General features: G+C 67.6%; 26 protein-coding genes. 15 read left to right on the top strand and 11 right to left on the bottom strand.

Features of this window, described 5'->3' with window-relative positions:
* The first annotated feature begins 49 nt into the window (after window positions 1-49).
* Complete coding sequence (gene helR, locus ABD810_RS29940; protein WP_344947964.1) at window positions 50-2197, top strand: RNA polymerase recycling motor ATPase HelR; 2148 nt, start codon at window positions 50-52, stop codon at window positions 2195-2197.
* A gap of 151 nt (window positions 2198-2348) precedes the next feature.
* Entirely contained in the window at window positions 2349-3218 is an 870-nt protein-coding gene (locus tag ABD810_RS29935) for an alpha/beta fold hydrolase (RefSeq protein ID WP_344947961.1), read from the top strand.
* A gap of 44 nt (window positions 3219-3262) precedes the next feature.
* Here the strand turns inward: ABD810_RS29935 and ABD810_RS29930 are convergent, their stop codons facing one another.
* Complete coding sequence (locus ABD810_RS29930; protein ID WP_344947958.1) at window positions 3263-3565, bottom strand: MmyB family transcriptional regulator; 303 nt, start codon at window positions 3563-3565, stop codon at window positions 3263-3265.
* 279 nt (window positions 3566-3844) lie between these two features.
* Between ABD810_RS29930 and ABD810_RS29925 the strand changes: the two genes are divergently transcribed.
* Window positions 3845-4366, top strand: a complete 522-nt coding sequence (locus ABD810_RS29925) for a SigE family RNA polymerase sigma factor (protein WP_344947955.1) — start codon at window positions 3845-3847, stop codon at window positions 4364-4366.
* Window positions 4363-5565: a hypothetical protein gene (locus ABD810_RS29920; RefSeq protein WP_344947952.1), complete on the top strand. Its 1203-nt coding sequence runs from the start codon at window positions 4363-4365 to the stop codon at window positions 5563-5565. Before ABD810_RS29925 ends, ABD810_RS29920 begins: the two co-directional genes overlap by 4 nt.
* Window positions 5566-5939: 374 nt before the next feature.
* Here ABD810_RS29920 and ABD810_RS29915 read toward each other — a convergent pair whose 3' ends face one another.
* Genes ABD810_RS29915 through ABD810_RS29905 form a run of 3 tightly spaced genes read right to left on the bottom strand, consistent with a single transcriptional unit; the run spans window position 5940 to window position 7952 of the window.
* Window positions 5940-6473, bottom strand: coding sequence for a pyridoxamine 5'-phosphate oxidase family protein (locus ABD810_RS29915; RefSeq protein WP_344947949.1), 534 nt, complete (start codon window positions 6471-6473; stop codon window positions 5940-5942).
* Window positions 6474-6528: 55 nt separating this feature from the next.
* Window positions 6529-7620, bottom strand: coding sequence for a serine hydrolase domain-containing protein (locus ABD810_RS29910; protein ID WP_344947946.1), 1092 nt, complete (start codon window positions 7618-7620; stop codon window positions 6529-6531).
* 2 nt (window positions 7621-7622) lie between these two features.
* Complete coding sequence (locus ABD810_RS29905; RefSeq protein WP_344947942.1) at window positions 7623-7952, bottom strand: MBL fold metallo-hydrolase; 330 nt, start codon at window positions 7950-7952, stop codon at window positions 7623-7625.
* A 76-nt stretch (window positions 7953-8028) separates the two neighbouring features.
* On the opposite strand from ABD810_RS29905, the gene ABD810_RS29900 reads away from it, so the two are divergent.
* Together ABD810_RS29900 and ABD810_RS29895 are read left to right on the top strand one after the other, a co-directional pair.
* Window positions 8029-8475 (top strand): winged helix-turn-helix transcriptional regulator, encoded by a 447-nt coding sequence (locus ABD810_RS29900; RefSeq protein ID WP_344947940.1) that lies wholly within the window; start codon window positions 8029-8031, stop codon window positions 8473-8475.
* 37 nt (window positions 8476-8512) lie between these two features.
* Window positions 8513-9331 carry an SDR family oxidoreductase gene (locus ABD810_RS29895; RefSeq protein ID WP_344947938.1) on the top strand — a complete coding sequence of 273 codons (819 nt, stop codon included), beginning with the start codon at window positions 8513-8515 and terminating at the stop codon, window positions 9329-9331.
* Between the two features lie 18 nt (window positions 9332-9349).
* Here ABD810_RS29895 and ABD810_RS29890 read toward each other — a convergent pair whose 3' ends face one another.
* Complete coding sequence (locus ABD810_RS29890) at window positions 9350-9481, bottom strand: hypothetical protein (protein WP_344947935.1); 132 nt, start codon at window positions 9479-9481, stop codon at window positions 9350-9352.
* 82 nt (window positions 9482-9563) lie between these two features.
* On the opposite strand from ABD810_RS29890, the gene ABD810_RS29885 reads away from it, so the two are divergent.
* Both ABD810_RS29885 and ABD810_RS29880 read left to right on the top strand, forming a co-directional pair.
* Complete coding sequence (locus tag ABD810_RS29885; RefSeq protein ID WP_344947932.1) at window positions 9564-9950, top strand: ArsR/SmtB family transcription factor; 387 nt, start codon at window positions 9564-9566, stop codon at window positions 9948-9950.
* Window positions 9947-10585, top strand: coding sequence for an SRPBCC family protein (locus ABD810_RS29880; RefSeq protein ID WP_344947929.1), 639 nt, complete (start codon window positions 9947-9949; stop codon window positions 10583-10585). Before ABD810_RS29885 ends, ABD810_RS29880 begins: the two co-directional genes overlap by 4 nt.
* Before the next feature lie 42 nt (window positions 10586-10627).
* Here the strand turns inward: ABD810_RS29880 and ABD810_RS29875 are convergent, their stop codons facing one another.
* On the bottom strand, window positions 10628-11110 hold the full coding sequence (locus ABD810_RS29875; protein WP_344947927.1) for a DUF6194 family protein: 483 nt from the start codon (window positions 11108-11110) through the stop codon (window positions 10628-10630).
* Between the two features lie 349 nt (window positions 11111-11459).
* Window positions 11460-12341, bottom strand: coding sequence for a helix-turn-helix transcriptional regulator (locus ABD810_RS29870; RefSeq protein ID WP_344947925.1), 882 nt, complete (start codon window positions 12339-12341; stop codon window positions 11460-11462).
* A gap of 217 nt (window positions 12342-12558) precedes the next feature.
* Between ABD810_RS29870 and ABD810_RS29865 the strand changes: the two genes are divergently transcribed.
* Together ABD810_RS29865 and ABD810_RS29860 are read left to right on the top strand one after the other, a co-directional pair.
* The gene (locus ABD810_RS29865; protein ID WP_344947922.1) at window positions 12559-13407 is read left to right on the top strand and encodes an aldo/keto reductase; all 849 of its coding nucleotides are present in this window, start codon (window positions 12559-12561) and stop codon (window positions 13405-13407) included.
* 13 nt (window positions 13408-13420) lie between these two features.
* Window positions 13421-13732, top strand: coding sequence for a flavodoxin (locus ABD810_RS29860; RefSeq protein ID WP_344947919.1), 312 nt, complete (start codon window positions 13421-13423; stop codon window positions 13730-13732).
* Here the strand turns inward: ABD810_RS29860 and ABD810_RS29855 are convergent, their stop codons facing one another.
* Window positions 13733-14257, bottom strand: a complete 525-nt coding sequence (locus tag ABD810_RS29855) for an SET domain-containing protein (protein ID WP_344947917.1) — start codon at window positions 14255-14257, stop codon at window positions 13733-13735.
* A 138-nt stretch (window positions 14258-14395) separates the two neighbouring features.
* On the opposite strand from ABD810_RS29855, the gene ABD810_RS29850 reads away from it, so the two are divergent.
* The 5 genes from ABD810_RS29850 (at window position 14396) to ABD810_RS29830 (ending at window position 17868) form a co-directional block, all read left to right on the top strand.
* Window positions 14396-14626: a hypothetical protein gene (locus ABD810_RS29850; RefSeq protein ID WP_344947915.1), complete on the top strand. Its 231-nt coding sequence runs from the start codon at window positions 14396-14398 to the stop codon at window positions 14624-14626.
* A 2-nt stretch (window positions 14627-14628) separates the two neighbouring features.
* Window positions 14629-15126 (top strand): Clp protease N-terminal domain-containing protein, encoded by a 498-nt coding sequence (locus tag ABD810_RS29845; protein ID WP_344947912.1) that lies wholly within the window; start codon window positions 14629-14631, stop codon window positions 15124-15126.
* 259 nt (window positions 15127-15385) lie between these two features.
* Window positions 15386-15745 (top strand): DUF6907 domain-containing protein, encoded by a 360-nt coding sequence (locus tag ABD810_RS29840; protein ID WP_344947909.1) that lies wholly within the window; start codon window positions 15386-15388, stop codon window positions 15743-15745.
* Window positions 15746-15924: 179 nt separating this feature from the next.
* Complete coding sequence (locus tag ABD810_RS29835; protein WP_344948027.1) at window positions 15925-16935, top strand: Tn3 family transposase; 1011 nt, start codon at window positions 15925-15927, stop codon at window positions 16933-16935.
* 96 nt (window positions 16936-17031) lie between these two features.
* Window positions 17032-17868: a hypothetical protein gene (locus ABD810_RS29830; RefSeq protein WP_344947907.1), complete on the top strand. Its 837-nt coding sequence runs from the start codon at window positions 17032-17034 to the stop codon at window positions 17866-17868.
* A 58-nt stretch (window positions 17869-17926) separates the two neighbouring features.
* Here ABD810_RS29830 and ABD810_RS29825 read toward each other — a convergent pair whose 3' ends face one another.
* The 3 genes from ABD810_RS29825 to ABD810_RS29815 form a co-directional block, all read right to left on the bottom strand.
* A complete protein-coding gene (locus ABD810_RS29825; RefSeq protein WP_425566975.1) occupies window positions 17927-18253 on the bottom strand; it encodes a recombinase family protein in 327 nt (108 codons plus the stop codon).
* Window positions 18254-18479: 226 nt separating this feature from the next.
* Window positions 18480-19229: a neutral zinc metallopeptidase gene (locus tag ABD810_RS29820; protein WP_344947902.1), complete on the bottom strand. Its 750-nt coding sequence runs from the start codon at window positions 19227-19229 to the stop codon at window positions 18480-18482.
* Between the two features lie 63 nt (window positions 19230-19292).
* Window positions 19293-21587: a LuxR C-terminal-related transcriptional regulator gene (locus tag ABD810_RS29815; protein ID WP_344947899.1), complete on the bottom strand. Its 2295-nt coding sequence runs from the start codon at window positions 21585-21587 to the stop codon at window positions 19293-19295.
* Window positions 21588-21708 lie beyond the last annotated feature (121 nt).

Genomic DNA, 21708 nt, shown 5'->3' with positions numbered 1-21708 from the left:
TCGAGCCACGCGCAATGGTCGCTAGCGACCCAAGATCGGAGCCGATGAGGTGAACCCGCTGACCACCAGTGCGTTTGATCTTCCCGACCACCTTTCCTCCAAGGCCGACCCGACGCTGATCGCCGGCGATGAGCAGCACTTCGCGGCCATCGCGGAGAGTCTCGAGCAGTCGATCGCCGACCTGTCCGACCGCCTCGATGCCGAGCGCAAGGCGCCCGGCGGCAAAGGCCGGCAGGCGATGGACCGTGACATGCAGATCCACCGATTGACCGCTCGCCTGCGTGCACTGCGTCGCTTCGGTTTGGACCTGTGCCTCGGACACATGGTCAGCGCGGACGACCCCGAGCCCGTGTACGTCGGACGGCTCGGCCTCACGGACAGCGCGGGTCGTCGGCTGCTGATCGACTGGCGCTCTCCCGCGGCTGAGCCGTTCTTCGGAGCCACCCACGCCAACCCGATGGGTCTGGCAAGCCGCCGCAGGTACCGCTGGACCCGCGGCCGGATCAGCGACTACTGGGACGAGGTGTTCACCTCGGACGGGCTTGAAGGGCACGCCGCGCTCGACGACCAGTCCGCCTTCATCGCCAGCCTGGGCGGCAACCGGTCGGCCCGGATGCGAGACGTGCTCGGCACCATCCAGGCCGACCAGGACGCCATCATCCGCGCGGGATCCCGCGGCGCTCTCGTCGTCGACGGCGGTCCGGGTACGGGGAAGACCGTCGTCGCTCTGCACCGCTCCGCCTACCTCCTGTACTCCGATCCTCGCCTCGGTCACCACCGGGGCGGCGTGCTCTTCGTCGGTCCGCACCAGCCCTACCTGGCCTACGTCGCCGACGTCCTCCCCAGCCTCGGAGAGGAGGGCGTGCAGACCTGCACCCTGCGGGACCTCGTCGCCGAGGGAGCCGCGGCGGCGATCGAGACCGACCCGGACGTGGTCCGCCTGAAGTCGTCCGCGAACGTGGTCAAGGCGATCGAGCCGGCCGTCAGGTTCTACGAGAACCCGCCGAAGAATGGGATGACGGTCACGACCCCCTGGTCCGACATCTGGCTGAGCCCCGACGACTGGGCCGAGGCGTTCGAAGCGGCAGAGCCCGGTACTCCGCACAATGACGCGCGCGACCAGATCTGGAAGGAGCTGCTCACGATCCTGGTGGACAAGCACGAGGGTGACGCCCCGGCTGACCTGCTCCGCAAGTCGCTGCTGCGGAACAGGGAGCTGCTCACGGCCTTCAACCGCGCATGGCCGCTGCTCGAAGCGGCTGACCTGGTCGGAGACCTGTGGTCGGTACCCGCCTACCTGCGAATGTGCGCTCCCTGGCTCAGCCCAGACGACGTTCGGCGCCTGCAGCGCGAGGACGCCCAGGCCTGGACGGCGTCCGACCTGCCGCTCCTGGACGCGGCACGACAGCGGCTCGGCGACCCGGAGGCGTCGCGACGTAAGCGCCGCCATGAAGCCTCGGTCGCCGCCGAGCGCGAGCGCATGGCCACGGTCGTCGACGCCCTGCTCGAGGCCGATGACGACGGTGAAGGTGTGGTGACGATGCTGCACGGACAGGACATGCGGGACGCCCTGGTCGACGAGACCGTAACGGCCGGCATCGAACCGGACCGGCTCGCCGGCCCGTTCGCGCACATCGTCGTGGACGAGGCTCAGGAACTGACCGACGCGGAGTGGCAGATGTTGCTGCTCCGCTGCCCGTCCCGGAGCTTCACCATCGTCGGGGATCGCGCCCAGGCCAGGCACGGGTTCACGGAGTCGTGGCAGGAACGGCTCGAGCGGATCGGGCTCGACCGGGTCGAGTTGGCCTCCCTGAGTGTCAACTACCGGACGCCGGAAGAGATCATGGCGGAAGCCGAGCCGGTCATCCGGGCCGTGCTCCCGGACGCCAACGTGCCGACCTCCATTCGTCGCAGCGACGTCCCCGTCGTCCACGGCCACACTTCGGATCTGCGCTCGATCCTCGACAACTGGCTCGCCGCTCATGCCGACGGCATCGCCTGCGTCATCGGTGATCCCACCTTCCGGACGACGTCCCGCATCCGGTCCCTGACTCCGGAGCTGTCGAAGGGGCTCGAGTTCGACCTGGTCGTTCTCATCGACCCGGAGACGTTCGGCAAGGGCATCGAAGGAGCGGTCGACCGCTATGTCGCCATGACGCGAGCGACCCGGCAACTCGTCATCCTCACAAGCTCCTGACGTCGGCCGGACGGGCGCCTCGCGGCGTCAGCGGGTCGGACATATCTCTAAGACTCCCTAAACTTCCCTAACCTTCCTTGCGTAAGGGATGTTAGGGTGAATTTATGGATAGTGTGCGACTGCTGAAGTACATCAACACGGTGGTGATGTCATGACCGCCATCTACAAGACCGAGGCCGGCGGACAGAGAGTCCGCGAGCGATACGTCCAGACCTTGCGCGCATGGCCCGTTCCCTGCGAGCACCGGCGCGTGCCGACGCGCGAGGGGGAGACGTTCGTCGTGGTCTCCGGCCGTGAGCAGGCACCACCCCTGCTGCTGTTCCACGGCTCGGGCACCAACGCGGCGATGTGGATCGCGGACGTCGCCTCCTGGGCGGAGCACTTCCGCGTCTACGCCGTCGACATGATCGGTGAACCCGGGCTGAGCGCTCCCTCCCGTCCGCCGCTGAACTCCGAGGCGTACGCCCATTGGCTGGACGACGTCCTCCAAGGGCTCGGGGTGACACAGGCGTCCATGGTCGGTGCCTCACTCGGCGGCTGGCTGGCGGTGGACTACGCCATCCGCCGCCCGGACCGTGTGGACCGCCTGACACTGCTGTGCCCCGGCGGCATCGGCAGGCAGAAGTGGGGCTGGATACTCAAGGCTCTGCTGCTCAAGCCGTTCGGGCGGTGGGGGTCGCGCAGAACGCTGAGGTCCGTCGCGGGGCTCGACATGCCGGGTTCCGAGGAGTTCCTCGAAGGCATGGCGCTTACCTTCCGGCACTTTCACCCACGCAAGGAGCCGTTGCCGGTGTTCTCCGATGCCGCGCTGCGACGTCTGACCATGCCCGTGCTGGTCATCGCCGGCGAACGAGACGCCATGCTCGACTCGCGGGACACCGCGCGACGTCTGGCCGGTGCCGTCCCGCACGCAGCGGTGCGCCTGCTGCCGGGGGTCGGGCACTCCGTGGTGGGCCAGAGCGAACCTGTCCTTGCCCACCTGCGGAAGGCGACGGCGTCAGGCAACACGGAGCACCGATAACGGGCACAGGACGGAGGCGGGCGTCAGATGTCGGTGGCGGGAGGTCAGGTCTGGTCCGGGGCCGCCTGCTGGGCCTCGGCGAGGTCCTGGGTGGCCGCCCAGCTGGCGAGCATCTTCAGACCGTCGGCGGCGGGGCTGTTCGGAGCGGCGGTGTAGACGTTGAGGATCAAGCCGGGCTCTGAAGGCAGCTCCATCGACTCGAAGTTCAGGTCGAGCCGGCCGACCACCGGGTGGCGCAGCCGTTTCTGACCGCTGCGGTGGAACTGCACGTCGTGGGAGGGGGACGGCCGGAATACGGCAGAAAGACACCGCGGAGCCTGACGGCCGATCGTTAGGGTGATCGTCATCGTGTTGGTGGCGGTCGCGGAAGATGCCGCGCCGCTTGCGGCAGAACGCGAACAACGATCGTGCCGCGACCAGGACAATCGAGCGGGGAGATCCCTGGAGGTCGTCGAGGACCAAGGCGAGGCCATCCCGGGCGACTTCCCCGCAGGTGGTCGCGTGTAGCGACCTGCGACGATTCCGCTCGGTTGGGGCGTCTGACTCGGTTCATGCCTGCACCACTTCTAGCGCGGACCGAACCTTTCCACTCCTCTCCGGCGTCGTAACGGTCGAGAGGAGTCGTCTTGGATCGCAATGACAGCTTCCGTGAGTTCGTCGCCGCGCACCAGCATGCGCTGATGCGCACGGCGTACCTGCTCACGGGAGACGCCCACCAGGCCGAGGACCTGCTGCAGAGCGTCCTGCTGAAGGTGCTGCGGCGCTGGTCCCGGTTGTCGCACGTCGAGCGCCCCGAGGCGTACGCGCGCAAAGCGCTGGTGAACCAGCACATCTCGTGGCGGCGGCGCCGGGTCTGGACTGAGCTCCTGGCCGCCGAACCTCCCGACCGGCCGCACTCCAGCGAGGACTCCACCCTCGTACGGCTCGTCATGCGCCAGGCCCTCATGGGACTGCCGCCCCGGCAGCGGACGGTGATCGTGCTGCGCTTTTACGAGGACCGCACGGAACGGGAGACCGCTGAGCTGATGAACTGCTCGATCGGGACGGTGAAGAGCCAGACCCACTACGCGCTGGCCCGCCTGCGCAAACTAGCGCCCGGCCTGGCGCCGAAGCTCGCCGGCCTGGAGACCGAGGAGGTCTACGGATGACGTGGCTGCGAGATGTGCTCGTCGAACTGGCCGACGAGGCACCACGGGTGGACCTGGCCGAACGCACGATCGCCACGCGCGACCACAGGCGGCGCACCGCGATCTCGCTCCTGGCGGCGGCCATGGTCGTGGTCATCGCGCTCGGCGGAACGCTCGCCGTGCGGCTGATGCCGCAGGCGCCCACTCCAACCACCTCGGGCAAGGACGACCTGCCCGCGCGTGGGGTGGGGCCGCTGAGCCACGCGTACAAGACCTTCTGCAAGCCAGTCAGCGGGAAGGCTCCGTCACACTGCCGGGACGGGGGTTGGCGAGTGGTCACCCGCAGCGGCAGGACCTACCACGTGCCGGAGGCGCTGCCGAGCCTCAGCCCTGGTCGTACCGGCCTGCGGGACAGCCCGCTGGCGATCAGCCGGGACGGCCGCAAGATCGCATACTACAGCGCGAAGGAAGGCACCTTCCAGGTCCGCGACCTGGCCTCGGGCGCGAAGACCACGGCTCCGATGAAGCTGCCCCCGAACACATGGCTGTACAGCGTGACGCGGCTGATGTTGTCGGACGACGGCCGGTTCGTGGCCTTGAGCAAGGTCCCCGATCTCAAGGATCCCGCGCTGCTCTTCGACATGCGCGACAGGGTCGTCCGCGAACTTCCGGCCCGCTGGGTCCCCATCGGCCTGTCACCGGATGGAGCCACCATCACCCTCGCGGAGTACTCGCCCAACTCTCAGCTGCGCACGATCTCCAACCTGTGGCCGCCCACCTCACCGGGCAACTCCACGGCGGTCATCCTGCCGCAGCACTACGCCTTCAGCCCGCTGGCGCCGGACGGCAAGACCGTCGCAGCCGTCGAAAACCACAGCACCGCCGAGAAACCCTGCCAGATGGGCGACCTCGTCCTGCTGGACCCGCTCACCGGCAAGAAGCGGAAGACCGTCCCCATCCGTGGCCTGTCGGCTGACGTCAGTACGATCTACCTGCGTACGTGGCGCAGCGCCGACGAGGTTACGGCCCTGACGACGTCCGTCCGCTGCAGACCGGCCTCCGAGGTGCCAGACGACGAGCCCGCGCAGATCGATCCGCCGTACCGGACCTTCACGGCCTACGCGGTGAACGTCAGGACCGGCGAGGCCAGGAAACTCACCACGTACCGGGCGCAGGGGATCTTCGGTATCGCCATGCCCGGCCCTCCCGGGGCGATATGACCGCGACCTTCCTGCCTCACAGCAGGCGTCGTTGCACGATGTCGGCGATGACCGCGTTCACGACCTTCCATCGAGGCCTCGGGCGTGATGGCGTCGTCGTCGCTGAGGCCGAGCTGGATGACGATCTCGGTGAGCGGTCCGGCGGGCGAAGTCCCGGGCGCTGATGCGGAGGAAAATGTTTCGGTCGAACCATTTGGTGGACAAAGGTGTCTCTAATCCCAGAGCCGCCTAGAAAGTGATCATGTGGGGTGTCAGCTACAGCGACCGACCCGCCCCGGGCGAGTCGTCGTTGATCGACCAGATCGTCCGGGAAGGCGTCCGTCGGATGCTGGCCGAGGCTCTGCGGGCGGCGTGAGCAGCCAGGCCCTGTGCCCTCAGCTCCACCGGTAACGAGTCTGGGACGACTCGCTACCGGTGGCGAAGGCGAACCCCTTGTCCGCCTGAACCCGGTAGAGCTGAACATTCCCGGTCCGAATGGCGTCGCCCAGTTGATACCAGGTTCCGTCCTCGCGGGTGAGCTGCCAGCCATAGGCCTGTTCGAACGCGGTCGCCACGGCTTCCCTGGTGGCCTGGTCGGTGACCAGGCTCGCAGTGCCTTCGATGACGTAGTCCATGCCGGTCAGGGTGTCGGTTCCGGTGGTCAGCGCGCAGTGCTGGTTGGCGCTGAGATTCTTGGCTTTCTGCTCGTTGTCGCCGGTGGTGAACCACATCGCGCCGAGCGCCCAGATCGCCAGCAACGGTGTCACGTGAGGGCGGCCATCCCGGCGCACCGTGCACAGCTGGAATTTCTGGATCCGGCGCAATGCCCACTCCGTCGCCTCCCACGGCGTCGGACTGGCGCCTGGCGAGGAGAACGGACCGAGGCTGGTCTGCGGCGCGGTCGAGTCGCCGGCCGTATGAGTGGACATGATTTGCTCCTTGTGATCGTCCCGAATTCCGCCCCGGAGCATCCGCGGGGAAAGCTCAGTGGGTCCCGGCAAGATAGTCGGCCAGGATCGTGGTGACCGACAGCGCGGTGTCGAAGTTCGGGACGAGCCGGTTTTTCGTCAGCGCGAAGGCGACCCCCCGCGCGGGGTCCGCGTAGGCGTAACTTCCGCCCCCGCCCGGCCATCCGAATGCCACGGAGTTCTCCTCGGCAGGGGCGCCCATCCTGCCGATCGGGAAGCCCAGCGCCATCCGCGCCGGAGTACCGAAAACCTGATCCACACCCTCGAGCGCGAGCGCGGACAGTTCCGCCAACCGCGCAGAGCCCACAAGCCTGCCCTGCAGAACGGCGTTGAACATAGCGGCAAGACCGTGCGCAGTGGCAATACCCACCGACGGTATATCGGCGCGCAGGATCTCGCCGTTGTTGCCGAAATCGGCACTCGGCCGGTTTTCCCACGGCGCGAGGATCGCATCACCGTCGTCCGGGCCGGCAGGCCATTGCCGTGCCTGCTGCTCCAGGCGCGCCAACCCCGGCAGCGACTCCTTCGGAGCGGCGAAGTACAGCTGCCCCTCGATACCCAGCGGCGCAGTGATCCACTCATGCAGCAGCTCGCACATGGGCCGCCCGGTCGCGCGGCGGGCCAGCTCGCCGACGAGATAGCCAAAGGTGTAGGAGTGATAACCCACGGCGGCGCCCGGCCGCCAGCGCGGCTCAGCCGCGGCCAGCGACTCACATACCCTAAACCAGTCGGAAAGCTCGCCCGGGGTGATCTCGCGCGGCATGGCCGGAAGACCGACCGTGTGGGTCAGCACATGCCGCAGTGTCGCCGTGGCCTTGCCGTGCACACCGAACTCGGGCCAGAGGTCCGTGACCGGGCTGTCGTAACCGAGGAAACCATGCGCTACGAGCAGATGCGCGAGCGTGGCCGCCACGTTCTTGCCAGTGGAGAAACTGAAGATTGACGTACCGGAGGTGACCGGCCGCCCGGTGACCGGGTCGGCCGTGCCGGCCACCGCGTCGACGATCAGCGCGCCATCGTGATACACAGCGACCTGCACACCGGTCTCCGCGCCGGCGCCGACCAGCGTATCGATATGACGCTGAATCTGTTCCTGTATCTCACTCATCGCTACCCTCGCCACTTCCGCGACCGTGCGGAGGAATCGCCCCTCCGGGCGGCGGAGGGTGGTGTGCCGCGGTCACACGAGCTAGCCGGGCGTCCCGTCGCCGCGCCGAGCTGGGCGTGCCAGAGCAGGTGATCCCAATGCGGATGTGTCGAGAAGCCCGCCACGACGGTCTGGCCCGAATCGGACAGGTCGCTTGCGAGGCAGGTCATCTCGTGGTCCTGCACCCCGGGGTCGATGAGCAACACACCGGCGCGGCCGTGCACGACAACGGCGTTGCTCTGGCAGAACTCGCTCTCGTGGACCAGCACACCATCCGCGACCTGCCTCAGCACGGCGGCCCCTTTCCGCTTGTGATCTGCAACCGCTCGTCGAGACGGTAGTACCTGGCGGTGGTAGATTGCAACCACTATGGGCGAAGCGAAGGAACCGCGGTCGGAGTGCCCGATCAACGCCGCCATCGAGGTGTTCGGCGATCGCTGGAGCCTGATCGTCCTGCGCGACATCGTCTTCGCAGACCGCCGCTACTTCCGAGAGCTGCAGGCCGGCTCGATCGAGGGCATCGCCTCGAATATTCTCGCCGACCGACTCAAGCGACTGGTCACGTCGGGACTGCTCACCCGCGAGGACACCCGAGCCGGCCAGCGGGCACGCTACAGCCTGACCGAACCCGCGATCCAACTCATCCCCCTGTTCGCACAGCTGGGCAGCTGGGCACTTCGCCACCGACCCACAAGCAGCGCGCTCAACGCTCGCGCCGAACTGCTCGAACAAGGCGGCCCCACGCTCTGGCACGAGTTCATGGACGAGCTTCGCCACGAGCACCTTGGCTCCAGACGGCGCGTCGGCCTGCGCTGACAGGCCCGGGCAAGGCGAACGGCTATGGTGACCGGCCATGGGATTCCTCATCGTCGGTGGCAGTGGTCTTCTCGGCAGGGAACTCGCTCGGCAGTGTGCGGTGGCCGGGCACGAGGTGGCCGCGACCTACCTGACCCGGCCGGGAGAGACCGCGGGTGTCAAGTGGGTGCCGCTCGATGTGCGTCGACGAGAGGACGTCGACGCGCTGATCGGCGCAGTTCGGCCAGAGGTGGTCATCAACGCCGCGTACCGGCAGACAGATTGGGCGACCACGGCGATCGGAGCCGTGAACGTGGCTCTCGCCGCCACCGCGGCAGGTGGGCGCCTGGTCCATGTGTCCAGTGACGCGGTCTTCTCCGGTGCCGCGATTCACTATGACGAGACGTGCGTCCCTGACCCGATCAGCCCGTATGGTGCGGCCAAAGCCGCCGCCGAGACGGCGGTGAGCGCGATCGCGCCCACCGCGGTGATAGCCCGGACATCCCTGATCATCGGTGACGGTGACTCTCCGCACGAGGCGCTGGTGCACTCACTGGCCACCGGCAGGGCGAGCGGAATGCTGTTCACCGACGACGTGCGATGTCCTGTGCATGTCGGCGATCTCGCCGCGGCGCTCCTCGAACTCGCCGCATCCGAATATCACGGCGTCCACCATGTGGCCGGAGCCGATGCGGTGAGCCGATACGAGCTTGGGCTGCTCATCGCCCGGCGTGATGGACTCGACGCGGACCGATTGCCTTCAGGCCGGCGAGCGGACACCAACGTGCCCGGCCCGCTCGATGTGCGCTTGGAGTGCGGCATGACCCAGCGGCGGCTTCGGACCAGGCTGCGTGGCGCGAGGCGGTTTCTGGGATGAGGTGAACCGGAGGAGCGGTCAGCGGCGGCGTGGCGATGGGTCGAGCAGGGCCGGGGGAGTGTCGAACTTCTCGTGTGCGGCAAGGTCGATGCCCGGCGCGTCGATGGCGTCGAGTACGTCGGCGGACCCCTCCAGGGCTCGCACCGTCACCTCGTGACCCCGGCCCCCGCGCGCCTCTGCGTCATCGAATTTAGCTCTTTACTTATATAAGTCGCCGCGCAATAATGGCGAAGTGCACGCGTTCGATGTTCTCGGGGATCCGGTCCGACGCCGGATCTTGGAGCTGCTCGCCGACGGCGAGCAGACCTCCGGCGCGATCGCCGCGGTCATCCAGGCGGAGTTCGGGATCTCCCAGCCGGGGGTGTCACAACACCTGCGCGTGCTGCGAGAGAGCGGGTTCACGACGGTCCGGGCGCAAGGCGCGCGCCGCCTGTACGCCGTGGACTCCGCCCCCCTGCAGGAGATCGACATGTGGATGGAGCGTTTCCGCAGGTTCTGGAGCCAGCACCTGGACGCGTTGGCCACCGAACTTGCACGAGGGAAGCGCGAACGCCGCACGAACGACGCGGACACCTCAACGGCCACCGAGCCGACCGACAACGACAAGGAAGACAGATGATCGATATCGCCGGCCAACTCCAGGCCATCCACCGCCAGGTCGGAAAGCAGCCGATCGAGGGCGGTGAGGGCATCGGCGTCCTCCTCCGGCGCGGCTACAACGCGTCGATCGAAGACGTCTGGGACGCCATGACCGACCCCGATCGCGTCAAGCGCTGGTTCTACCCGATCAGCGGTGACCTGCGCGTCGGCGGGACGTTCCAGCTCGAAGGCAACGCAGGTGGCGAGATCCTCAGATGCGAGCCGCCCCGCCTGCTCAAGGTGACCTTCGGCGGGCCGACCAGCCTGGTCGAACTGCGCCTTACCCCGGACGGGGACGGCGACACCGTCCTTGAGCTCGAACACACCGTTCCCATCGAGATGGCCGGAAGCGGCGCGGGCGCTCTGTATGTGGGACCCGGGTGGGATGGTGCGTTCTTGGGCTTGGGTCTGTTCCTCCGAGGCGAGATCATCGCCGACCCCGTCGCCGCGGCGAGTTCCCCAGAAGCACAGGAGTTCTTCAAGGGGTCCGTGCACGCCTGGACGGCCGTCATCGAGTCCTCCGGCACCGCCGGTGCCGACGACATCGCCGCGGCGGTCCAAGTCGCGATGGCGCAGTTCGCCCCCGACACCCGCTCTGACCCCAACGGAGGGTAAGAGGCACGGTGGGCGATTGCGCGGCCCGGTGGCGGTCGACGGCTAGCCGACCTCCCCGGGCCGGTGCTCGAGCCGCCCCTGGTGTTTCGCGTACTTACGGGCCGCGAACCCGTGTGCTTCGGCCAGCAACGTCCGGACGGTCTCCAGCGTCGCCTCGCCCGGATTCACCACGGACACCCAGTGCTGGGAGGCGTAGATCGGATGCGGCATGACCGTGTCCACCGCCGCGTAGTCGTACCCCGTGTCCAGCACACCGTCCGCGCCGCGTCGCGTGGGCGGCGCGCCGAACAGGCCGGCGTACGTGGCCTTGGTCAGCCCGATGTTGAGCCGGTAGGCGCCTGGCCCGCTCAGGTCGGAGACGCTGTCGTAGTGATCGCCGGTCACGAGCGTCACGAACGGCATCTGGCGCTCCGCGGGGAGATCGCCGTCCGGGTCGTACATGAAGAACGTGTCACCGGAGGCTTCGACGGCATTGATCCCCTCGAATACCTGGCAGATGTACCGCTTCATCTCGCTAGCATCCATACCTTCAATTTTCTCATTGAAGTGGTGTATGAGGCTTTTGGCGGCTTCTACTGGATTTTATCGCTTAAACCCTCAAATAGGGCGGCAACAGGAGCGCGCGGCCGTGACGCCTGGGGGAGCCGGTCCGCCACTGGGGCCTGTCCGAACCGGGCCTGCAGACGATCCGCCGCGCCACGCGGTGCAGCCGCTGACGGCGATCCAGAACGAGTACAACCTGCTGTGGCGCGGACCGGAAGACCAGGTCCTGCCGACGCGATCAAGATCCGCGGCGAACGACTGCCGGCCCCGGTCCTCGCCGGGACAGGCGTCGAAGCGCCAAGGCCGTGACATACCGCCCAGCAGGCAAGATCTACCGTGCCTGCTCTCCTGCCTGGACCGTGATGCCGGCATTCCTGGTGGCCCACGTGGCGAGCAGTTCGAGGCCGTCACCGGAGGGAGTTCCCGGCTCTGCGGAGTAGGTCAGGACCGTCAGAACCTCATCACCGGGCAGCTCGAACGCTTCGTAGGCCAGGTCGAGCTCGCCGATGGCGGGATGGCGGAAGCGTTTGGTGCCGTGCCGGTGCACGTAGACGTCCTGAGCGGCCCACCAGGCGCGGAAGGACTCGCTGCGCATGGACAGCTCGCCGATGAGGTTCACGAGATGCTGGTCATGCGGGTTCTGGGCGGCGGCGATGTGCAGCGCGGCGACGGCGGAGCGGGCCACTTGCGCCCAGTCCAGATAGAACGCCTTGGCATGCGGGTCCAGGAAGGTGAACCGCATCGAGTTCACCGGCAGAGCCGCGCCCGTGGCGAACATGGGCGCGTAGAGAGCCATGCCCAGCGGGTTCGCGGCCAGGATGTCGAACCGGTGATTGCGCAGGAACGCGGGCACACCGGTCATCGAATCCAGCACACGACGGATCGACGGCCGCACCTCGGGTGTCCTGACGCGGCGGGCGCGGGCCGGCACGGCGCCGGCGGCACGGGCCAGGTGATGCAGGTGCGCCAACTCGGTGTCGTCGAGCCGCAGCGCGCGAGCGACGGCGTCCAGGACGCTGTCGGAAACCCCGGCGAGATTGCCACGCTCCAGACGCGTGTAGTACTCGACGCTGACCCCGGCAAGCGCGGCGACCTCGCCGCGGCGCAACCCAGAGACCCGGCGGCGACCGTACGCGGGGATACCCGCCTGCTCCGGGGTGACCTTCGCCCGGCGTGAGCCGAGGAACGCCCGGACCTCGCTGCGGTTGTCCATATCCCCAAGCTAGACCGCCTGTCCGACGTAAGGGGGTCCCTGCCATTACCCCTTTGCGCGGTGTCTCCCTATCGGCTGCGTCTTGGGGTTTCCTGGTAGCAGAGATCCGCCGACATCCCATCGGCGCAGGGGCAGGGCTCTGACCAACGACGTGCAGACCGGGCCCGGCACCCCATCCCACCGGCCGCATCAGAATCACACCCATGAGGAGCGTCCCGTGCAGACCGTCACTCTGAACAACGGCGTCCAGATGCCGCTCCTGGGGTTCGGGGTGTTCCAGATCCCGCCGGAGCAGACCGAGCAGGCCGTCACCGACGCTCTGGCCGCCGGATACCGCAAGTTCGACACCGCCGCGGCGTACGAGAACGAAGAGGCCGTCGGCCGGGCGCTGGCCGTCAGCGGCATTCCGCGCGAGGAACTGTTCGTCACCACCAAGCTGTGGGTCCAGGACCACCCCGCCGAGGACACCACCCGCCGTGCCTTCGAAACCTCGGCGAAGAAGCTCGGCCTGGACCACCTGGATCTGTACCTGATGCACCAGCCCTACGGAGACGTGTACGGCCAGTGGCGCGCCATGGAAGCCCTGCACCGTGAGGGCAGGATCAAGGCGATCGGGATCTCGAACTTCTATCCCGACCGGGTGGTCGACGTCGTCGACCACAACGAGGTCGTCCCGGCGGTGAACCAGATCGAGGTTCACCCGTTCTTCCAGCGCGCCGCCGACCAGAAGATCAACAGCGAGCGCGGCATCCTGATCGAGTCGTGGGGCCCGTTCGCCGCGGGCAAGAACGACCTGTTCACCGACCCCGTCCTCACCGCGATCGGTGAGACACACGGCAAGACCGTGCCGCAGGTGGTGCTGCGCTGGCTCATCCAGCGGGGCATCCCGGTGAACGCCAAGTCGGTGAGCCCGCAGCGGATGGCGGCCAACCTGGAGGTGTTCGACTTCGAACTCACCCCTGAGCAGATGGACCGCATCGCCGCCCTGGACACCGGCGCCTCCCTGTACTTCGACCACCGCGACCCCGCCATGGTCACCTGGCTGGGCAACCGCCGCACCGGCTAAAGGGGTGGACGCGATGGACCGCCCGACCGGCACGCTCCGGCGCCGTCAGGTCCTGCGCGGCGCACTGCTGGCCGGGCCCATCTGGAACGTCCGAGCCCCCATGATCATGACGGCGTTCACCGAGAAGCTCGACTTCGCCGGCAAGACCGTCCACCCCCTCACCACCTACGCCATGAGCGGCCTCGGAACCACTGAACGTGACTACGCCGCCTCCTGTCCCGGCGCCACCATCGGCGATGGCCTCGCCGTCCGCGGCGAAGAGGTCACCGGCGCCGGCCCTGACATCGACGCGTGGTCGCGCCGCACCGGCCTGTCCCGTAGATGATCAGGGTTGCGAGGAGTCGGAGCCGGCGGCTTTGATGCGTTCGAGCAGGGGCGAGCTCCAATGGGTGCCGTAGGCGGCCTGCAGCCGTGACAGCCGCCAGTCGTCGCCGGTGACGACGCGCCGGCACGAAAGCGTGTCACAACGGCAGGCCATCGACCAGGTTTCGACGCCGGTGTGGGTGGCGTAGTCGATCGTCAGCTCCTCGCCTGGGCTGATGTCGCGTCGTGCGATCACCGTTGTCGCGTCGCGGTGCCAGAGGTTGGGGTCACAGGAGTGGTTGCCGTAGCGCACCGGGTGAGCGGGATCGAGAAGCAGGTGGACGCCTTCCTCGACGGTAATGCTGCTGTAGGGCGGTGCGAGGCGGGCCAGAGTCTCATCGCTGATGACGCGCCCGCCGAGCCGCATCACGACCTCGTCTTGGCGGATCCGCTCGATGGCGAACAGGCCGGTGCCCTGGATCGGGGAGCGCTGAGGCTGAGCGCTTGGGGAGAGCCGGCATTCAAGGGTGTAAGGGCAGCTCGTCATGGGATGTCCTTCCTGGGCTGGATTCGGGCTCGATCAACCGAGTTGACCAGTGGGTGTGGTCGCTTGGGGCGCCGAGCGGCTGAACTGGAGCGGATCGCGGTTTGACCGGCACCGAATTAGTCAACTACGGTTGCTTGTATGTCCGCTGCCGAGGTCCCTCCTTCCCGCGAGCCCGCTGATGCGCTGGCGGCCGTGGTGGCGTTGAGGCGCCTGGCCGATCAGTTGGAGGACGCCGCCGTGGAGGAGGCGATGCGGACGGGCTGGAGCTGGCCGCAGGTCGCCGAGGCGCTCGGGATCACGCGCCAAGCCGTCCATAAAAAGCATGCCAAGCGGCTCATCGCCGCCGGCGTCAAGCTCAGGAGGCGCTGACGATGGCCGCCATCGACGAATACCTCAACTCCATCGTGGAGCAGGGGAGAACCGAAGCCCGCGAGGACGGATCGGCGGTGGTCGAGGCACACCATCTACTCCTGGCCATAGCCGCCGAGGGGGGATCGGCCGCACACCAGGCCCTGGCCTCGGCCGGGCTCGATCGCCAGGCGATCCGCGACGCGCTGGACCGGGAGTTCGAGCGCAGCCTGGGTACGGCCGGTGTGTCTCTGGCCGCTTTCAACCTGCCACAGGCGAGCGCCGCTTCCGAGCGCCCGGCGAACCTCGGGGCGTCGGCCAAGCTCGCGCTCGAACGAGGCTTCGCGTCCGTCTCCCGGAAGAGGGATCTGCGGCCCGCGCATCTCCTGCTCGGGATCCTGCGGGCTCAGGTCGGCACCGTGCCGCGCGCGCTCGCCCTGGCGGGTGTCGACCAGGCCGACCTGACGACGCGCTTACTGCGGACGCTCAGCAGCGAGGGCGACGACGAACAGCACGGCTGACCACGAGGTTCGAGTCATGCATCGCGTGCGTGCGGGTGGGGGATAGGGGCAGGGGGCGGTCGATCACGCCGGGCCGGGACGCGTGTTCCCGCCAGGAGCACCGCACGGCCTGCGGTGGGATCAGGGAGGTGGTCGCGATGCTTGTGGCCGGGAGGCGATCGCACAGATGCGAGAACCTTCCGCCTGGCGCAAGGCCGTCCTCCGACCAGCCGCAACCGGGCCGCGAACCTCGGCTCCCCGCCCCCATGGAAGGCCTTTGATGGACACCGCTTCCACCCCCGCCGCGGACTGCCCGACGTGGTGCACCTCCGCACACGACGCCCCTGCCACCCGCGACTACCACGTGCACTCGGTCGCCTGGATCGACGCACCGGAGGGCCATGACGCCGTCAGCGTCGCGGTGGCCCGCATCGACACCACCCCGCACGGCGCCACCCCGCACATCGTGATCACCGCACATCAGCGGAGCGACACCACCAGCGCGACCCTGCCGCCCGCCGACGCCCGCGCCCTGGCCGTCGCGCTGACCGCGCTGCGGCCCTCCGAGGAGACCTCCGCCCTGGTGCAGGCGCTGACCGAGGCCGCCGACATGATCGACACCATCGTGGCCGGCCAATGACCATCTGGCGCCAAGGGGTACGCCCGCCGCTGCGAGCCGCGGGCGTCGGGGGTGGACCTGCAACGGAACCGGATCGCACGCTAAGCGGGTTCGGGGAGGTCAGGGTGGGGTGCTGAGAGCGGGCTTTCCGGGGTCGTTGGCGTGCGTTCCGGTTCGGATGCAGCCCGGTTGTGATCTTGATGGGGGCTGGATCGCCTGGTCGGGTGGCATTCCGTGATGGTGATCACGGTGTCCGGAAGTCCTCAGTAACGGACAAGACCCGGAAATACTTCGGCCCTAAACGTGGGATGACACTCCTCAACATGATCAATGATCAGGCGTTCGGGACCGGACATAAAGTCGTCGCGGGTACCGATCGTGATTGTCTTCACGCGATGGACCTGTTCTTCGGTTCCGGCACGGCCAATCTTCCCGAGGTGCTCATCACCGATACCGGATCCTACTCGGATCTGGTATTTGGAATCGCGCAACTGTTGGGCGTTGACTATCGGCCCGCGCTGGCTGATCTACCCGAACAGAAAGGATGGCGAACTGATAACGGCGCCGACTACGGACCGTTGAACACCTTCGCTCGGGGGAAACTCGACCTGGGCAAGGTTCGGCGCCACTGGAACGAGATTCTCCGGCTGATCGGTACGGTCTACACCAGCAAGGTCAGCGCGTCCGACGTGGTCAGAGCGCTGCAGCGTGACGGGCATCCCACCGCCCTGGGCGAAGCGATCGCCACCTACGGCCGCATCTTCAAAACCCTTCATATCCTGTCGATCATCGACAGTGAACCCTATCGGCGCTGCATCAAAGGAATGCGCAACCTTCAAGAGGGCCGGCACGCTCTTGCCGAGAAGATATTCCACGGCCGAAGGCGCGAGCTGTTCCAGCGATACCGCGAGGGGATGGAGGATCAGCTTGGCGCTCTGGGTATCGTTTTGAACTGTGTAGTTCTCTGGAATACGGTCTATATCGAAGCGGCACTGCATCAGTTGCGGACCCAGGGATATCCCGTGAAAGACGAAGACGTAGCGCGTCTCAGCCCATTCATGAGAAAGCACGTCAACGTCCACGGGAAATACTCGTACACCGTCCCGAAGTCCGCAGGCCCCTCCAAGGGCGCCACCGCCACGAGACAGCTACGCGACCCCGACGCACGTGACGAGGACGCCGAAGACTACGACGAGGACGACTCCAGGTAGCGCGGGCTGTCGCATCCGCCTGCGGGTTGCCCCTGACGCGCCGCCAACCCACATCAGACCGGCGTCGAATTTCTATTATGCCAATTGACACAACTGGTGATCAGTTCTATCGTCCTCCCCGTGAGTACGGGCAAAGATCGTGGACGGCCGCGTAAAGACCCACACAGCCTGGCGCGGTGGACACCCCCCGAGGATTGGTCCCGGCTGGTCGCCTGGATCTCACCCGAGGAGAAGAAGGCGCTGAAACACGTCGCGATTGACGCCGGGGTGTCCGTCGCCGATCTCGTCCGGGCCTTGGCCGGGGGATTGGCCGGGGGAGCCATCACTCATGAGGAACTACTCGGCCACGTCCAGAAGGGAAGGCACGTAATGGAGAAGATCCCCACGCTCTTCGAGCGCGACGACCGGTTCCGGGTGGTCGACCGGCCCCGGGCCGATTGCGCATGGGTCTTCGACGGCGAGGGGGTGGGGACCGAGAAGCTCGACGGCACCAATGTCCGTCTCACGGTGCGTTCGGGCCAGATCGTCCGGGTGGAGAAGCGACGCAACCCGAGCAAGGCTCAGAAGCAGCAGGGAATCGTGGACGGCTGGTACGTCGACACCGCAGAAGATTCCGCCGAAGACAAGTGGATCCTCGATGCGGCCCGCAACACCGACGTCTCCGGCTGGTCGGACGGTGAGCACTCCTGCGAAGCGCTCGGCCCCCGCATCCAGGGCAACCCGCTGAAACTCGAAGAGCATCGGTGCATCCCGTTCAACCTGCAGGTGCCGGCCTATGAGGATGCGCCCCGCAGCTACAAGGAGCTGCAGGATTTCCTCGCCGCGCTGGACAGCAAGTTCGCTCCCGGACATCTCGCCGAAGGAATCGTCTTCCACCACCCCGACGGCCGCCGCGCCAAAATCAAGCGTAAGGACTTCCCCAGCAGCGCCTGACCTGTCAATTCTCGACGCCGATTACCGAACGGTATCGGGACCACCGTCGCCCGCAGGGTCACGGCCGCTCGAGCGCCCGGTAGATGGTGCCGCGGCCGACACCGAACGCCTTGGCGATCTCGGCCACGGTGACGTCGCGGGCCTCGTACCGGGCTCGGGCGAGCGCGACCTGCTCGTTCGACAGCTTGGCAGGCTGGCCGCCCATGCGACCCCGGGCCCGGGCGGCCTGGCGGCCCACGGCCGCCCGCTCGGCGATGAGCTCCCGCTCGAACTCGGCCAGCGCTGCGAAGATATGGAAGACCAGCCGGCCGGTGCTGGTGCTGGTGTCGATCCCCTCGTGCAGCGAGGCGAACGCCACCCCGCGATCGGCCAGGACGTTCACCATCACGGAACGCCTCCCCACCAGGCGATCCAGCCCCCATCAAGATCACAACCGGGCTGCATCCGAACCGGAACGCACGCCAACGACCCCGGAAAGCCCGCTCTCAGCACCCCACCCTGACCTCCCCGAACCCGCTTAGCGTGCGATCCGGTTCCGTTGCAGGTCCACCCCCGCGTCACGGCGGCGGGCGGCCGCTTGTGTGCGGCCGCCCCATGGGCGGGCATCCGGGCTAGGCGACCTTGGACGACGCGGCGCTCCACGTGTCGCACGAAGCGGGGTCGGCGGACTTGAAGCCGCGGCCGGCCCAGTAGGTGATCGACTTTCGGGTGCCGTTGTACTTGTCCGACCAGTCGCGGAGGTAGTAGAGAAGGTCGTCCCAATCCACCCGAGGGCGGTCGAGAGAGTCCCAGACGCTGCCTATGAAGGCCCCCGCGAAGCAGTCGCCCTGCAGGTTGTATCGGCGGTTCTGCTCGGTCAACTCGGACTTGTTCCGGTACGGAACATCCTGGAAAGCGCGGTAGATGCCGGTGAGGTTCTGCACGTGCTCCCCGTAGTAGACGGCCAGGAGGTTGAGCAAGTACAGGTCGCCGGGCTCCTTCAGAAGGGTTCTCGTGAGGACCATGTGAATCGTTCGCGAGGAGTCACAGTAAATGGTCGTCGAGCCTTTCGGCCATGCCTCTCCGCAGAACCTCTTCGGCGTCTTGGTGGTGTAAACGATCTTCGGCTTGGAGAAGCGCTGGCCCGAGCTGTCCAGCTGGGCGGCCCACGTGCGGTTGAGACACGCGAGTACGCCGTTCAGCGAGCTCTTCGCAGAGCTCGCGCTCAGCTTTTTGATCGGCTTCTCGGAGCACGTGGTCGTGGTAAGAGCTCCCGCCGCGTACAGCGGGTTGTCGGTCAGGGTCTTGCTCTTCACCGGATAGGCGACGGTGGCGGAAGCCGAGCCGATCGGCAGCAGGGCCACGGCGGACAATCCAGCCATAATCATCAAGGCGCGTCTCATGAGGCCTCAGGCTAGGGGGCAGGTAAAGAAATCGTAAAGCCGTCACTGCTCGGACGACGCCATCCAGGCGGCGATCTGCGTACGCGAGTTGAACCCGAGCTTGTTCAGGATGCTGCGGACGTGGCTGTCGACGGTGTGCTCGGATATGAACAGGCGCGTGCCGATCTGCTTGTTGCTCAGGCCGTCGGCGACCAGTCGTGCGACCTCCGCCTCCCGCTTCCCCAGCGGCGCGGTGCCCGCCTCGCCCGAAGCCGTGGCGGCGACGTGAGCCGGCTCGCCGAGCGCCAGCCCGATCGCGGCGCCCCTGCTCAGAAGCTTTCCCGCCTCGAACTCGGCCGTGAACCCGGGTGCCCCGAGCGCCGCCGTGGCCGACTCCTCGGCGCGGGCCAGCAACGGGGCGAGGAACGGCAGGACACTCGCGCCGGCGCCCGTACGCACGGTTTCCGCCGCCCCGAGCAACCGCGCCGCGAGCCGCGCCCGGCCGGAACCTGCGGCGTGGCAGCCCAAGGCGTCGAGCAGGCAGTACTGTCCCACCCGGTCATCGATCCGGTGGGCGATCCTCAGCGCCTCCGCGAGCAGCGGCTTGGACTCGTCGAGGTGGCCGGCGATCAGCGCGGCGGAGCCCAGGTTCATCAGCATCATGTCGAGGCTGTAGAGGTCACCTGTTTCACGGCTGATCCGCGCGCCTTCAGTGGAGGCGGAGCTGACCGTGTCGAGGTCGCCGTCTGAGAGACCGTTGAGTGCTCGCGACTGGAGGAACATCAGCGTGGCCGGAGGGTCGTCGAGCCCCGTCGCGACGGCTTGGGCGTCATCGCCCAGGCGCCGGGCCGACGAGTGATCACCGGCCATGTTCGCGGCGATCGACGCCAGGGAGAGCGACTGCGACTCCAGGCTGAGCAGCCGGGCTTCTCGGGCCGCCGTCACCGCTCGTACGAGCGCCGGCCTGGCGGTCACCGGATCGGACTGCAGCACGGCGAGGAATCCGCGCATGAAGTAGGCCTGGGCGCGGGCCGGGGGATCGCCACCTCCGGACGCGAGCAGCTCATCGAGCCACCGAACGCCCTCACTGGTCGCGCGTGTGATCCAGTAGTAACCGAGGGAGTAGCTGAGAGCGGCCGCGCCTGAGAAATCGTCACGGGTCAGGAGCCGCCGAAGGACCGATCGGACGTTGTCGATCTCCAGATCCAGCCATTCGAGCCACTCGGCAAGCCGGTACCGGGCCTCCGCCGCGGATCGCCGGCACCTCCGCTCGTAGTACTCGGCGCATCGGCGTTCGACGGCCTCCTCCTCGCCGGCCGCTCGCAACTTGAGGCGGGCGTACTCGCGCATCGTCTCGTGCAGGCGGTACCAGGCGAGGTTCCCTGCGTCCTCTTTCATCACCAGCGACTTGTCGACGAGTGATGACAGCACCTCCAGCGCACGCGCCGCCGGTACCTCGTCGCAGGTGCACACCGACTCGATGTCGTCGAGGGCGAACCTTCCCGCGAACACGCACAACCGCCTCAGCAGCGTCTGCTCGCCCGCCGCCAGCAGGTCGTGGCTCCAGTCGATGGTGGTGCGCAGCGTCTGATGTCGCGGCAGCGCGGCGTGGCCCCCTCCGGTGAGCAGACCGAACCGGTCGGTCAGGCGATCGAGGATCTGTTCGGCGGTGAGAACCCGCGTCCTGACGGCCGCCAACTCGATCGCCAGTGGCAGACCGTCCAGGCGACGGCACAGTTTCACCACGGCCGCCTGGTTCGCGGCGGTCAGCTCGAAGCTGCCCGACCCGGCCGCGGCCCGTTCTGTGAACAGCATGACCGCCTCGTTCTGACGTACCCGCGCGAGAGGCGCGGGCGCCGAAGTCAGGTCGAGAGGTGGGACGGGCACCACATGCTCACCCGGCACAGCCAGAGGCTCCCGGCTGGTGGCGATCACCCGTACACCCGGCGCGGCCCTCATGACCTCCGTCAGGAGCCGGGCCGCCGCTGCGAGCAGGTGCTCGCAGTTGTCCACCACCAGCAACAGCTTCTTGTCCCGCAGGTAGGACTGCAGATGGGCCAGGGGGTCGGTCGCGGCCTGGTCTCGCAGGTCCAGAGCGGCCATGACGGCGTCGCCGACCCCAGCGGGATCATGGACCTCGGCCAGCTCGACCAGCCACGCGCCGCCGGGGAACCCGCGTCCGAGACCGGCCGCCATGCGGATCGCCAGGCGTGTCTTGCCGACCCCGCCCGGCCCGATGAGGCTGACCAGGCGGGCCTCGGTGAGCTTCTTCCTGACTTCTGCGAGCTCGCGGCGGCGGCCGATGAAGCTGGTCGTCTCAGCCGGCAGGTTGCCCGAGCGGCGCGGGGGTCTGGCCATCGTTGAGATGGACATTACTACCGCCGCTCGCGCCGCCGACCGGCTATCCAATCACGAATTCCATTGATTTCACCGATCGGCGTGCTGCCTAGGCTGGCGAGCGGCGGAGGAAGACCCGGCC

Source organism: Sphaerisporangium flaviroseum, assembly GCF_039537005.1.
GTDB classification, from domain to species: domain Bacteria; phylum Actinomycetota; class Actinomycetes; order Streptosporangiales; family Streptosporangiaceae; genus Sphaerisporangium; species Sphaerisporangium flaviroseum.
Note: the sequence above shows the minus strand (reverse complement) of the source record. Positions and strands in the feature narration are given on the sequence as shown.

Bases quoted from the DNA above. Each gene is read 5' to 3' on its own strand.
- ABD810_RS29935 (WP_344947961.1), top strand. From the start codon at position 2,349: ATGACCGCCATCTACAAGACCGAGGCCGGCGGACAGAGAGTCCGCGAG.
- ABD810_RS29930 (WP_344947958.1), bottom strand. From the start codon at position 3,565: ATGACGATCACCCTAACGATCGGCCGTCAGGCTCCGCGGTGTCTTTCT.
- ABD810_RS29920 (WP_344947952.1), top strand. From the start codon at position 4,363: ATGACGTGGCTGCGAGATGTGCTCGTCGAACTGGCCGACGAGGCACCA.
- ABD810_RS29915 (WP_344947949.1), bottom strand. From the start codon at position 6,473: ATGTCCACTCATACGGCCGGCGACTCGACCGCGCCGCAGACCAGCCTC.
- ABD810_RS29910 (WP_344947946.1), bottom strand. From the start codon at position 7,620: ATGAGTGAGATACAGGAACAGATTCAGCGTCATATCGATACGCTGGTC.
- ABD810_RS29900 (WP_344947940.1), top strand. From the start codon at position 8,029: ATGGGCGAAGCGAAGGAACCGCGGTCGGAGTGCCCGATCAACGCCGCC.
- ABD810_RS29895 (WP_344947938.1), top strand. From the start codon at position 8,513: ATGGGATTCCTCATCGTCGGTGGCAGTGGTCTTCTCGGCAGGGAACTC.
- ABD810_RS29880 (WP_344947929.1), top strand. From the start codon at position 9,947: ATGATCGATATCGCCGGCCAACTCCAGGCCATCCACCGCCAGGTCGGA.
- ABD810_RS29875 (WP_344947927.1), bottom strand. From the start codon at position 11,110: ATGGATGCTAGCGAGATGAAGCGGTACATCTGCCAGGTATTCGAGGGG.
- ABD810_RS29870 (WP_344947925.1), bottom strand. From the start codon at position 12,341: ATGGACAACCGCAGCGAGGTCCGGGCGTTCCTCGGCTCACGCCGGGCG.
- ABD810_RS29860 (WP_344947919.1), top strand. From the start codon at position 13,421: ATGGACCGCCCGACCGGCACGCTCCGGCGCCGTCAGGTCCTGCGCGGC.
- ABD810_RS29855 (WP_344947917.1), bottom strand. From the start codon at position 14,257: ATGACGAGCTGCCCTTACACCCTTGAATGCCGGCTCTCCCCAAGCGCT.
- ABD810_RS29850 (WP_344947915.1), top strand. From the start codon at position 14,396: ATGTCCGCTGCCGAGGTCCCTCCTTCCCGCGAGCCCGCTGATGCGCTG.
- ABD810_RS29845 (WP_344947912.1), top strand. From the start codon at position 14,629: ATGGCCGCCATCGACGAATACCTCAACTCCATCGTGGAGCAGGGGAGA.
- ABD810_RS29840 (WP_344947909.1), top strand. From the start codon at position 15,386: ATGGACACCGCTTCCACCCCCGCCGCGGACTGCCCGACGTGGTGCACC.
- ABD810_RS29835 (WP_344948027.1), top strand. From the start codon at position 15,925: ATGGGGGCTGGATCGCCTGGTCGGGTGGCATTCCGTGATGGTGATCAC.
- ABD810_RS29825 (WP_425566975.1), bottom strand. From the start codon at position 18,253: ATGGTGAACGTCCTGGCCGATCGCGGGGTGGCGTTCGCCTCGCTGCAC.
- ABD810_RS29820 (WP_344947902.1), bottom strand. From the start codon at position 19,229: ATGGCTGGATTGTCCGCCGTGGCCCTGCTGCCGATCGGCTCGGCTTCC.
- ABD810_RS29815 (WP_344947899.1), bottom strand. From the start codon at position 21,587: ATGGCCAGACCCCCGCGCCGCTCGGGCAACCTGCCGGCTGAGACGACC.